12 protein-coding genes are annotated in these 12,631 nt (G+C 47.9%); 6 read left to right on the top strand and 6 right to left on the bottom strand.

All coding sequences use genetic code 11. The features are described from left to right. Positions 1-69: 69 nt before the first annotated feature. Positions 70-1,923, bottom strand: a complete 1,854-nt coding sequence (locus tag H7F15_RS00775) for an ABC transporter ATP-binding protein (protein ID WP_185195041.1) — start codon at positions 1,921-1,923, stop codon at positions 70-72. A gap of 157 nt (positions 1,924-2,080) precedes the next feature. On the opposite strand from H7F15_RS00775, the gene H7F15_RS00770 reads away from it, so the two are divergent. The 6 genes from H7F15_RS00770 to H7F15_RS00745 all read left to right on the top strand — a co-directional run bounded on the left by H7F15_RS00770 (position 2,081) and on the right by H7F15_RS00745 (position 8,364). After that, positions 2,081-4,702 carry a DUF3857 domain-containing protein gene (locus H7F15_RS00770; protein ID WP_185195040.1) on the top strand — a complete coding sequence of 874 codons (2,622 nt, stop codon included), beginning with the start codon at positions 2,081-2,083 and terminating at the stop codon, positions 4,700-4,702. Between the two features lie 10 nt (positions 4,703-4,712). Beyond that, a complete protein-coding gene (locus H7F15_RS00765; RefSeq protein ID WP_185195039.1) occupies positions 4,713-5,555 on the top strand; it encodes an energy transducer TonB in 843 nt (280 codons plus the stop codon). A 16-nt stretch (positions 5,556-5,571) separates the two neighbouring features. After that, the gene (locus H7F15_RS00760; RefSeq protein WP_185195038.1) at positions 5,572-6,084 is read left to right on the top strand and encodes a hypothetical protein; all 513 of its coding nucleotides are present in this window, start codon (positions 5,572-5,574) and stop codon (positions 6,082-6,084) included. Positions 6,085-6,689: 605 nt separating this feature from the next. Next, positions 6,690-6,884 carry a zinc-ribbon domain-containing protein gene (locus H7F15_RS00755; RefSeq protein WP_185195037.1) on the top strand — a complete coding sequence of 65 codons (195 nt, stop codon included), beginning with the start codon at positions 6,690-6,692 and terminating at the stop codon, positions 6,882-6,884. 4 nt (positions 6,885-6,888) lie between these two features. Continuing rightward, entirely contained in the window at positions 6,889-7,257 is a 369-nt protein-coding gene (locus H7F15_RS00750) for a hypothetical protein (RefSeq protein WP_185195036.1), read from the top strand. Between the two features lie 387 nt (positions 7,258-7,644). Next, complete coding sequence (locus H7F15_RS00745; RefSeq protein WP_185195035.1) at positions 7,645-8,364, top strand: head GIN domain-containing protein; 720 nt, start codon at positions 7,645-7,647, stop codon at positions 8,362-8,364. Positions 8,365-8,511: 147 nt separating this feature from the next. Here H7F15_RS00745 and H7F15_RS00740 read toward each other — a convergent pair whose 3' ends face one another. The 5 genes from H7F15_RS00740 to H7F15_RS00720 form a co-directional block, all read right to left on the bottom strand. Next, positions 8,512-9,894: a M20/M25/M40 family metallo-hydrolase gene (locus H7F15_RS00740; protein ID WP_185195034.1), complete on the bottom strand. Its 1,383-nt coding sequence runs from the start codon at positions 9,892-9,894 to the stop codon at positions 8,512-8,514. 151 nt (positions 9,895-10,045) lie between these two features. Further along, a complete protein-coding gene (locus H7F15_RS00735) occupies positions 10,046-10,609 on the bottom strand; it encodes an acyl-CoA thioesterase (protein WP_185195033.1) in 564 nt (187 codons plus the stop codon). Positions 10,610-10,658: 49 nt separating this feature from the next. Further along, the gene (locus tag H7F15_RS00730; protein WP_185195032.1) at positions 10,659-10,982 is read right to left on the bottom strand and encodes a DUF721 domain-containing protein; all 324 of its coding nucleotides are present in this window, start codon (positions 10,980-10,982) and stop codon (positions 10,659-10,661) included. Between the two features lie 142 nt (positions 10,983-11,124). Next, positions 11,125-11,403 carry a hypothetical protein gene (locus H7F15_RS00725; RefSeq protein WP_185195031.1) on the bottom strand — a complete coding sequence of 93 codons (279 nt, stop codon included), beginning with the start codon at positions 11,401-11,403 and terminating at the stop codon, positions 11,125-11,127. A 56-nt stretch (positions 11,404-11,459) separates the two neighbouring features. Next, entirely contained in the window at positions 11,460-12,566 is a 1,107-nt protein-coding gene (locus H7F15_RS00720) for a DNA replication/repair protein RecF (RefSeq protein WP_185195030.1), read from the bottom strand. Positions 12,567-12,631: the final 65 nt, after the last annotated feature.

The following is a 12,631-nucleotide window of genomic DNA, read 5'->3' as shown; positions in this document are numbered from 1 at the left end:
ACGCTATACAGTTGAAGCTCTTAGTTCTGATATCAAACTATTAACGAATAACTATCAACGAATAACGATTTACAAATACCCTTTGGCCTGTAAATGGAATAGCTCGGCGTATTTGCCGTTCTGTGCCAGCAATTCATCGTGCGAGCCCAGTTCTTTTAACTGCCCTTGCTCCAGGAACAGGATGCGGTCGGCCATACGCACTGTCGAGAAGCGGTGGGAGATAAGTACGGCTGTTTTGCCTGCTATCAGCTCCGAAAAGCGCAGGAACACTTCGTGCTCGGCACGGGCATCCAGGGCAGAGGTTGGCTCGTCCAGTATCAGCAGCTGAGCATCGCGCATATAAGCACGCGCCAAGGCCACTTTCTGCCACTCGCCACCCGATAGCTCCACACCTTTGTTAAAGCGCTTGCCAAGCACCTGGTCGTACTTATCGGGCAGGCGCTGGATAACTGGGTCGGCCAGGCTTTTTTGTGCTGATCCCTGTATGCGGTCTTTGTCGCGGATGTTGCTGATCTGGCCAATGGCAATGTTATCGGAAGCCGACATCTGGAAGCGCACATAATCCTGAAAGATGATGCCTACCTGGTGGCGCAGGTCGTTCAGGTCATAGTCCCGAAGATCGATGCCATCTAAGAGAATGCGGCCTTCGGTTGGTTCGTATAGCCTGGCCAGTAGTTTTACCAGTGTGGTTTTACCGGCACCGTTTTCGCCAACCAAAGCCAGTTTTTCGCCAGCTCTTAAGTGGAAGCTCAGGTTACGCACAGCCCATTTTTCGCTGTTCTGGTACTTAAAGCCTACACCTTCAAACGTAAAGCCGTGTTGTATGGGTCGTGGTATGGGCAGTGGATTAACCGGCGGCGTTATCTGTGGTTTAAGTTCCAGAAAGTCGAACAGGTCCTGTAAGTATAAAGCACTTTCCGCTATCTGCGAGAAACGGGTCATGATGCCCTGCAGCAGACCGCGCATGTTGCTGAACGAGCCCGCCAGAAAGGTAAGGCTACCCACAGTGATGGCACCGGCCACCGTTTGCACCAGTATAAACACATAAGCGCCATAGTAGGCCAGCGTACCCAAACCAGACAAAGCACTTCCCCATACAGCCCTTCTCACGATCAGGCTTTTATTGAGTAGGTAGTATTTATCTGAAAGTACCCTGAACCGATCAGCCAGAAAGCCGGACAGGTTAAAGGTTTTGATCTCTTTGGCTGTTTCGTCGGAAGCGCCAATGTAACGGAGGTAGTCCAGTTCGCGGCGCTCTGGAGTCCAGGAGCGGGAAAGGGAGTAAGTACGTTCGTTAAAATGCGTCTCGCCCAGAAACGAAGGGATAACCGCGATCAGCAGTATCAGAATAAGCCACGGGTTAAACGCGATCAGACCAACCGCCAGAAAGCCTATGGTTACAATATCCTGCAACTGCGACAGCACCTGCGACATGAGCACCACACGTGTTACCGTTTGCCGGCGAGCCCGTTCCAACTTATCGTAAAAGGTGGCATCCTCAAACTGGGTCAGGTCCAGGGTGGCTGCGTGTTCTATCAGTTGTACCGATGTTTTATTGGAGAACAGGTCGCCCAGCAAACTATCCAGCAAAGTAATGCCGCGGCTTATCAGGTCTGAAACTATAGCCAGGCCCAGTTCTGCTGCTATCAGCATCCACAGAAAAGAGAGGTCTTTCTCGCCGGTTACGTCTATCAGCCGGATCACTTCATCAATGATCAGTTTGCCGATATACAGCATCGAGAGGGGCAGGGCCGACTTTACCAGGCGCAGTACCAGGTTACCGATCGTCATGGCCGGACTGGTTTCCCAGATCAGCCGGAAAAACTTTGGCAGGTTCTTTAGCGCGCCTACCTGTTCTTTCAGGGTTTTTTTATCATCAGCTGCTTTGGGAGCAGCAGCAGGTTTATCTCGGAAAATCTTCATCTATTAATTCAAACTCAACAATAACTATACCACTGATAAGGCAGAATGTTCAGGCGCCAGCAACAAGGTGAAAATTGCACAAATTTTTCAGCAGCAGGCAGATATATAAACTATAACACAAAATGTACTATATTTAAAAGTTTATTAAGTAGATAGTATGAAACATTTTTACCCTGAAAACAAACTTAGAAGTCTTTCTGTTGCCTTGCTTTTTTTAGCCCTTATCTGGCAACACGCAACTATAGCTGCCCGGCGCAATGTGTCGCAGGCACCCGAACCTGCCTGGATCAAAAAACTTCCGCACCGTACCGAGACCAACATCAACATTAATGAGGTAAACGGCGGCTACCATTTCCTGCTCATGGACCAACAGTACGAGGTGGCCCGCCAGGAAGTGTATTCGCATAGCATTTATAAAATTACTACCGAAGAAGGCGTACAGAACTCATCGGAAATCCGCCTTTCTTTTGATCCGCACCACGAGCAGCTGCAGTTCCATAAAGTAATTGTGTGGCGCAACGGCAAACCCATTGATAAGCTGAACCTGAACAAAGTGAAAGTGCTGCAGCGCGAAAGCGGCATGGACAAGGGCATTTATGATGAAAGCCTTACGGCGGTATTGGTGCTGGATGATATCAGGGTGGGCGATGTGGTGGAATATGCCTGTACCATAAAAGGGAGTAACCCGGTGTTTGGCGGCCGCTTCTTTAACTCGTTTAACCTGCAGGGCTACGACCCTATGGATGAGCGCCTGCTGCGCATTGTAATGCCCGAAAGCCGCAAACTAAACTATAAACTCTACCTGACCGACAAAAAACCAGCCATTACAACTGCTAACGGCAGCACAACTTACACCTGGCACCTGAAAAACCTGCCGGGCACGGTAGTAGACGATGGCACCCCATCGTGGTACGATCCTTATCCCGGTGTGTATCTGTCGGAGTTTAATTCGTGGGCCGAAGTAGTAGACTGGGCGCTGCCGCTTTACGAAATTAACCAGAAGCTAAGCAAACCGCTTTTAGCCAGCATAGACAGTATAAAGAACACCTACGGCAGCGACGAAGACCGTATGACAGCAGCACTGCGCTTTGTGCAGGACGAAGTACGTTACCTGGGTTTTGAGGCTGGTATAGGTGGTTTCAAGCCCCGTCCGCCATCAGAGGTGTATGCCAACCGTTTCGGAGATTGTAAAGATAAAGCGCAGTTGCTGTGTGCCATGCTGCGCCAGATGGATATAAAAGCTTACCCGGCGTTGGTAAACTCAAACACACAAGGGCACATTTCAGAGCTGCTGCCATCGCCTTATGCTTTTAACCATTGCATTGTGCAGGTAGAGTTACTGGGCGGTAAAACTTACTGGTATGATGCCACCATCAGCAAGCAGCGCGGTAACTATAAAAACATTTACCTGCCTAACTATGGCAAAGCCCTTCTGATTAAACCCAACACCAAAGCACTGGCTACTGTAACAGGCACTGCCGCCGACAAGCCGGAAGTAAAGGTAAAGGAGACCTACTATATCAATGATTTCTCAGGCGATGTGGAGTTAGAGGTCCGGACAGAATATAGCGGCTCAGAGGCAGATTACCAGCGTCGGCACTTCTCAACTACCAGCATAAAAGATATTGGAAAAACCTACCTTAACTTTTACGCCAACACCTATCCTGAAATAGAATCTGATGTGGAGATCAGCTACGAGGACGATATATACAGAAACAGCTTTACAGTTTTTGAGAAATACACCATCCCGAATTTCTGGACCGATCAGGCCGGTAACGAGCAGGTGATAGAAGCCTGGTTTACACCACAGGTGCTGCGTAGCTACATCAGCCAGCCAAAAACCAGCAAGCGTACCATGCCACTGGCCATTGGTTACCCGGTGCACGTAGAGCAAACTATAAACATACTCCTGCCGGAAACCTGGAACGTGAGCAACGATGAACTGACGGTAGAAGATGACGCTTTTCTTTTCACAAAATCAGAGAAGTATAGCAATTCGGGCACAGAGCTGGAGCTAACCTATACCTACAAAACCAAACAGGACCACGTACCGGCCGAAGCTACCAGCCAATATGTGCGCAAACAGAAAAGCATGCTCGATGCGCTTTCGTATGGCCTTACTTACCATAAAGGCATAGGGTCCAAAGGCGGTACGGCCTGGCCTGTGGCTGGTTTTGCGCTTATAGCACTGCTGGCTGCAGGGTTTGGGGCTTACAAACTATACCACTGGGATCCGCAACTGCCGGAAAACTATACTATGGGAGATAGCAGAAGCATTGGCGGCTGGCTGGTTCTGGTTGCTATTGGTTTGGTAGGTACCCCTTTCAGGTTGGTTTTTGGCATACTCAGCGAACGTTACTTTGATGCTGCCGTGTGGGAAAACATACTGGATACTTCTTCCGGGGTTTATTCCCCAGCGCTGGCGGGCATACTAACTATGGAACTGGTGGTGAACGTAGCATACCTGGTGTTCAGTTTACTATTGATTTACCTTTTCTTTCAGCGCCGTAGCAGTGTGCCAAGACTTATGGTAATTTTTTACGCCGCCAACTTTGCGTTTATAGTACTCGATTATGCCCTGATCAGCCTGATGGGGCTGGGAACAGGAACCGGAGCCGACACAGCAAAAGAAATTGCGCAGGCATTTATAGCAGCTGCTATCTGGGTGCCTTACTTCAATCTGTCGCACAGGGTAAAAGCTACTTTTGTGGAGCGGCTGCATCCGGCCTGGCGTTACCAGCCCGAAGCAGAGGAAGTTGAAGAGATCGTAATAGCATAGCCTATCATCCATGAGATCAAGTTTACTTACCGCCTTAGTTATCCTTTTTACACTTAGTTACAGCTCTGCACAAACTATAAAATACCTAAGCAAAAGTGGCCGCTCGGAAGTGCCTGCTACGGAAGCGCACTATTTTGAAGTGGAAGAGAAAAACAAGGAGGGTTGGGGAGGCACCCGGACGCGCTATCTTGTGTCTGACAGTTCAAAAGTAAGCCTGGCTAACTATAGCAATTTAAACGGAGGCCTCTTAGGACGGGGCGTGCTGGAAGGCATGTATTATGAGTGGTACCCGAACGGGAAGCTGCAAACAGAAGCTGTTTATGTGAAAGGCGAGCTGCACGGGCCGTCTAAAACCTGGTACCAAAGCGGTCAGCTGCATTATATCCAGCACTACCAGAACTATAAACTACAGGATACCCTGAAAGCCTGGTACGAAACCGGTGAGCTGCGTCGCATAGAAGTTTATAACCAGAACGAATTGGTCTCAGGGAAACTGTTTGATAGGGATGGCAAGGAGCTGGAGTTTTTCAGGATGGTGGAAATGCCCGAGTTTAAAGGCGGCGAACGGCAATTAATGAGGCACCTCGCCCAGAATACGGTTTACCCTAAGTCGGCCTACAAAAGAGGCGTTGGCGGTATTGTGATGGTGGCCTTTGTAGTAAGCAAGACCGGCGTTATTAAATATATAGAAGTAGTACAGCCCGTTGATCCGGAACTGGATGCTGAAGCTGTGCGTGTGGTACAAACCTTGCCAGCCTGGAACCCGGCCCTTATAGAAGGCGAACCCGAAGACATGGCCTTTACCCTGCCGTTCCGGTTCCATGCCAGTACCAAATGGAATAATAAACTATAGCTCCTTAACTATAACTATGAGAAAACTTTTGTTAACACTCCTGCTTGGCGCAACGGTAACTATAGCTGCCCAGGCGCAAACTAAACTTACACCTGCCGAGGTAGGGACGATCGAAGCCATTACGGCTACCGGCTTAAAGATCATCTCGGGGCCGAAAGGGCAGCAGCGCGACATGGAGAAATTTAAGGCGCTGTTTTTACCGGAGGCGCAGATGGGCGGCGTGTTTTATAAAGGCGACAGCAGCTTTGTGCGGATAACTACCGTTGCAAAATTTGCGGAGCGCAACGGACCGGCTTATACAGCGTTGGGCTTTTATGAAAATGTACTGGGGCTGCGCATCGAGCGCTTCGGTAACCTGGCCACTGCCTTCCAGACCTATGAGACCCGTTATGGCAAAGATGGCAAGGTAGAAGCACGTGGCGTAAACACATACCAGCTGGTGTATGACAAAGGCCGCTGGTGGATAGCCAGCCTGCTGTTTACCCCGGAAACGGAAAAACAACCCATACCGGCAGCGTATCTGAAGTAAACCAAACCCCCTGAAATGAGAAAAGCCCCGTCAAAATGACTGGGCTTTCTCTCACCTTAAAACAAACTAAACTAATCTAACTTTAACTAACCTTATCTTTAACCCGCAAAGGGTATTTTTCTATCTTAAAAGCTGGTGGCCGGCAGAAAATAAATTACCGGGCACGAAAAAAATGTATCAGGATTTGGAACTCTAAATTTTTATCTCAATATTAGCTTTCCAAACATATATCCCTCTCAATTCGGGTGCAAAATTATGAGTACTGTTTTCTAAAAGCAAGGAAACAGGCAGATATTTTTTTGTTTTTTTTGAAAAGCCCGTTTACAGCCTGCAAAGCCACTTTTTATCCCTGAATTTTTTTATTCCTCATCCCAGATTGGCAGCTAAATCCGGGTGGTTTGGTGTAAAAACCTGCATTTGCTCTGCATCTGTACTCGCCTTTTCTTCATAACACCACATAGCTTGGCTAAACTATAGCCCGTGCCCGTTTTTTGAGACTGTACCAACAGGGGCTACCTTTGTGCCGGCGCCGCCAACTATAGCCTTAAAACCGGAAAGCAAACTATAGTTGCTGCAACGCTGTTAGAGTACAAACCAGATTTAAATTGACACAAACAGAAACGACCGCCCAATGCGCTTCCTGCCATGCTGTGCTGCCTGCCGGTGCTGCTTTATGCCCTAACTGCGGAGCGCCAGTAAAAAAGAACAAATGGTATAGTTTAAAGGGCCTGAATGCGGCAGAGATCTTCCTGATGATATTAGGGGGAATGATGCTGCTGGTAGGGCTGGTAGCAGTATAACACCTTGCGAACGCTGACTCATCCGGTATTTATAGGCAGCCTGCTGCTTTTTCTGCTCAACCAGGTGCTCGAACTACAGCAGGTGCACATTAAACTGCTCGCCCATTACCTCGACGACCTGCTGTGTATGCCGGTAGTGCTGACCATTGCACTAACAGCCGAGCGGTTGTACTTCCGGAATCCTGCTTTTGTATTTGCGCCTGTCTATAGTGTGGTAGCTGTGGTGCTGTTCAGTATCTGCTTCGAGTTAGTATTGCCCGCTTTTTCAAGTAAATACACCGCCGATGCGCTGGATATGGTCTTCTATAGTTTGGGAGCCCTGATATTTCAGGTTACTGTAAATAAGCCGCTGAACCGGGCTGTGCAGCCGTAAACGCAAAGCGGCAGGTGCTGCCTTAAACACCTGCCGCTGCAAACAACAAACAACACTCGTTCACTAAACTTTAACTCTTAACTATAAGGCGTTGTCTACAATGTCAGAACGCCGGTGCGACGTACTTTAGTATGCCCTTTTGTGCTACAAAATTATACTATAAATACCAGTTTAGCCGCTATAGTTTTGCCTGTTAGATAGACAGCAAGTCCTGCCGGACCAATGATCCGATTTCTGACATCAACAGAGAAGCTGCTTAAAGATCATGCATCAAAAAAAACAGAAAAATTTTTTCTGCCCGAAGCAACCTTTCCGGATTTCGGGCATCTATTAGTCAGAATCAGACAGGAAGAAACTGAATTAAAGATAAACTAACAGAATAAAACTATGGACAACTCTACCAAACGCCCTCTTACGATCTTTGCCCTGCTGCTGGCCTTTGTATTACTGAATGGCGCTGCAATAGCCCAGGTAAAAGGAAACGGTAACCTGCAGACCCAAACCCGCAAGGTGTCTGATTTTAACGGTATAAAAGTTAGCGGCGGCTTTGCTGTAGAAATAGAGCAGGGCAACACCGAAAGCCTTAAAATTGAAGCCGAAGAGAACCTGATGGATAACATCAAAACCCAGGTAAAGAATGGCGTGCTGCACATTTACACTGAAGGAAGCATTAACTCCAGAAAAGGAATGAAGGCTTATATAACTGTAAAGGATCTGAACAAGATCGATATTAGCGGTGGTGTTAAAGTGACGGGCTTATCTAAATTAAAGGCTGGTGATTTTCAGCTGGATATGAGCGGTGGCTCTAATGTGAAGCTGGATATAGAGGCTAAGAAAATATTTTCGAATATGAGCGGCGCCAGCAAAGTGGTATTGACAGGCCGTGCCGACGAATTAAAGCTGGATATGTCCGGAGCATCATCGGTAAATACGCAGGATTTAATAGCTAAGCGGGTGAAAGTAAGTACCAGTGGCGCCAGCAGTGTAAAAGTGCACGCTACCGATAACCTGGTGGTAAATGCATCGGGCGCATCGCATGTGGCGTATGCCGGCTCTCCTAAAATAGAAGCAGAAACAACGGCAGCCAGCCGTATATCGAAACTTTAAGAGAATACAATTACACACCTTGGAAAGAGCAGCCTGTTATGGCTGCTTTTTTTGTTTCAACTATAGTTTTGGCGGCGGGTAGCATAAAAAGCAAAAAGGCAGAAACTATAGTTTAGTCTCTGCCTTCTGGCTATAGTTTAGCTATAGTTAGCGCACCGGCACCGGGAAAACCGGGATGCTTTCGTGGCCTTCGGCATCTACAGACTGCACAGCAAAAAAGTAGTTGTCTTTAGAGTAAGGCAGGGTAACTTTTGTGTCCTTCACAAAGAATTTCTTTTCCCATAAAGGGCTGCTGGTTTCGCGCATCAGTACATAATAGCCGGCTGGTTTTTTGCCTTTTGTCGGCGCTTCCCACTGCAGGTCGGTTTTGTTTGTCAGGTTTTTGATGTTTACGCCTACTTTGGTTGGTGCATACGGTGCCCAGGCCAGGTTTGCCAGCGAAGCCAGATTAAGCGCCGCATTTTTGCGCATGTACTCATAGTCTATAAACTCGGGCAGGTCGCCGTACTGGATGCCGTTTTCTACGCGCACGTCCTGGTGCTGGTATCTGTAGTTCTCGTTCATTTCGCAAACACGGATAGCCGGGAAACCATTCTGGCTGAACGGCGTGTGGTCGCCACCACGCAGGAAACGGTCGTTGCGGTATACCAGTTTTACTTCCAGCTGGTCCACATAGCGCTCGCCGGTCTCTTTCATGTAACGGGCCAGCTGGCGGCTTTCGCTGTCGTTTTCGCGGTTGGTAGAGCGGCGCATACGGGCCTGGTCTTCGGTTTCAAGGGCGGGCACACCTTCACTAAAAATGCGTACCTGCATGTTGTTGCGCAGTTCTGTTTCGTCGGATGAGGAGTTGCCGATCATGTCGTTGTTCAGCATCGCGATCAGGTTCCAGTTCTGGGCTTTGGCTTTTTCGGCCAGGTGGCGGGCACCTAATAACCCCTGCTCCTCGCCGGTAACAGCTACAAAAATTATAGTTGCCGGAAACTGACGTGAAGCCATGATACGGGCAAGTTCCATCACGGCTGCTACGCCAGAGCCATCGTCGTTAGCGCCCGGCGCCCTGCCTTTTACATCCATCACATCGGTGTTGCGCGAGTCCATGTGCCCGCTGATGATCAGTACGCGGTCGTCGTTCGGGTCGGTGCCTTTAAGCGTAGCCATTACATTAGCCAGTTCCACATCCTGCGGAATGCGCTGCCCATTGGCTTTTACCTGGTATTTGTCAAGCTCCACTGTCATGCGCCCGTCCGATGCCTGCGCATATTTTTCAAACTCTGATTTTACCCATTCGCGGGCAGCGCCAACGCCCTTTTTCTTGTCTTTAATGGTGCTCAGCGAGTGACGGGTGTCAAAAGAAGCCAGTTTGCGAACTAGGGCTTCCAGGTTTTGGGCAGATATTTCATCTACCATCTTTTTAATTTCGTCGTCCTGGCGAACTATAGTTTGCGCAAAAGTGGCGGGTATAGTTGTAAGGTATAAGGCGGCTATGGTTAGCAAAGCCAGTAAGCGGGTGAGGTTAAGTTTTAAGGTCATGATGTGTAATAGGTGTAGACCTTAAATATAAATAAGAATATCAGAAAAGCATTATCTGGTTTGGTAGGCTATAGTTTATGCTGCTGTTTGGTAAGAGCTCAAACTATAGCTTAACCATAAGCGGAAGGCTCGCGCGAGTGGTATCGGGCAACTATAGTTGGTAGGCCAGTTTGCAGCGTTCGCCTTGTAGTTTGTATAGTTCCTGTTCTACAGAGAGTATCGTTTTGGCTTCGGCGAACTCTGTTTGGTAGCGTTTCGCCAGTTCGCGACGCTTAATGGCTTCCAGAAAACGGCGGGTATCGTCATGGTTTTCCAGCAGGAGGCCGGGCACCTGGGTTGGCTTGTCGTCTTCGCCTTTGGCTACCATGGTAAAATAGCAGGTATTGGTATGCTTTACCAAGCCGGTTTTCACGTTCTCAGCAATCACTTTTATGCCAACCATCAGCGATGTATTGCCCACATAGTTTACCGAGGCCATCAGCGACACCAGTTCCTGTACTTCTACGGGTTGTAAAAAGTGCACACCATCCACCGTAACCGTAACGCAATAATTACCAGCATGCTTGGCTGCACAGGCATAAGCCACCTTGTCCATTAAAGAAAGTAGAATGCCACCATGTATTTTACCGCCAAAATTGGCATAGCTCGGGATCATAAGCTCCGTCAGGGTAGTGCGGGAGTAGGAGACAGGCCGGTAAGCGGGGGTGGTGGTCATAGTTTATATTTTTCGAAAAAGATACGGTAACTATAGCACCATGTTTAAACTATAGGAACACCACATCCTTTACTACCTCATGGCCGGCTGCTCGGTTCAGCAGCTCTACCACCTTGCTTTTGCTCATGTTGAGTTCGTGCTTGAGTGGGGCAGAGGTTAAGCGTACAAACAGTTTTCCGTCCCTAAAGAACAGTTCCTGCGTTTTAAGGGCGATGGGTTTGCCCATAAATTCCTCCCAGCGCTGAATCAGGTTAACTTCGTTCAGTTTGCCTTCGAGGCGGTAAGCTTGTAGCAGCGCTTTTATACTATCCCCGATCGGCTGGGTGTCCGCTTTTCGTCTCGCGATCTCTTCCTTCTTCTTGTAGTAGCGCACAGTTTGTAATTATGAATTAGTAATGATGAATTATGAATAGGTGATTGAATGAATTTAATAATTAGGTTCTTATAGTTCGTTGTTCTTTGTCGTTCTTTCGGATTGCAAATCCTAAAGAACATAATTACATGATTCTCTGACTTTATTTTGTCATGGTACCCGGGTACTCTGAGAAGTAAACTTCCATGCCGATTTCTCCCATTATTCTCATAGATTCAGAATTGATTACTCCACCGCCTCCAGATGCATCCTTCCTGATATCAAATCCAATATCTGCTACATAAGATCCTTTTGGTAAATTCTTACCCTTTTTTCTAAGCCAATTCTCAAGTGAATCAATCAGGCTAGGCAAGTCCCAAACATCATCACATAGATAAACTATACTTTCAAAATCTACCTTATTATAGATATTTATTGGCATTTATTTCCGCTACGAATGATATACAATTACCCGATCAACAATTTAACCATCAACAATTACCCAATCACCTTCACCACCCCATCCTTCACATCAAATCTACGGATACTTTCGGAGAGGCCTTCGAGTATTTTGTCGGTTCTATCTAAGTGGGTGTCTGTTAAAAAAATCTGTCCGAAAGTGTGGGCGGCTACCATTTGCATGAGTTTGGTGATGCGCTTCTCGTCCAGGCGGTCGAAGATATCGTCGAGTAGGAGCAGGGGCTTGTGGTGCTGTCGTTCGGCCATTACTTCAAAATGCGCCAGTTTCAGGGCTATTACATAGCTTTTCTGCTGCCCCTGCGAGCCAAAATGCTTCACCGGGTTACCATCCATCAGAAACACAAAATCGTCTTTGTGCGGGCCTATAGTTGTGCGTTGCAGCGCCATATCCTTGCGCTCGTGCTGTAGTAATTGCTGGGCAAAATCAGAACCTAACAATTGGCTCTTATAAGTTAGCGTAACTGTTTCGGAGCTGTCGGAGATGTGGCGGTAATGCTTCTGAAAGACCGGGACAAACATTTCCAGGAACCTCTCGCGCTCCCGCGCCAGTTGCTGGCCCAGTGGCACCAGTTGCTCATTCAGGATGTGCAGGTAATCGCGGTCGTAGTAGTTGCGGTCGGCAAACTGCTTTAAAAGCGAGTTGCGCTGCTTCAGAATATAGTTGAACTGTATCAGCGTTTCCAGGTAACTATGGTCCAGCTGCGAGATCAGGCTGTCAAAGTACTTTCGGCGTTCTTCGCTGCCTTCGCGGATCAGGTCGGTATCGTAAGGCGAAATAAGCACCACCGGGAAACGGCCTATATGCTCGCTCATCTTCTCATACAGCACTTTATTATGCGTTACGGTCTTCTTCTGGCCTTGCTTCAGGCTTACCTGCACGGTATGTTTGGTATCATCAACTATAAAGCGGCCTTTTACCATAAAAAACTCCTCGCCCTGCTTTATGCTTTGCGCATCGGAGCTGTTAAAAGCGCTTTTGGTAAGCGAAAGGTAATGTATGGCATCGAGCAGGTTGGTTTTGCCGCTGCCGTTGTCGCCGATAAAGCAGTTGATGTGCTCCGAGAAAGCCAGGGAGGCATCGTCGTAGTTCTTGAAAAACAGCAGACTTAGATTTTCGAGGAGCATTCAGTTTCTAATTGATTTCTTTTTCCTTAATTTCGCAGCTAAACCCGTTCCGGGCCTATAGCCCC

The sequence above is a fragment of the Pontibacter sp. Tf4 genome, assembly GCF_014212495.1.
GTDB lineage: Bacteria > Bacteroidota > Bacteroidia > Cytophagales > Hymenobacteraceae > Pontibacter.
The sequence above is the reverse complement of the archived record's forward strand: the minus strand, read 5'-3'. Positions and strand labels throughout refer to the sequence as shown.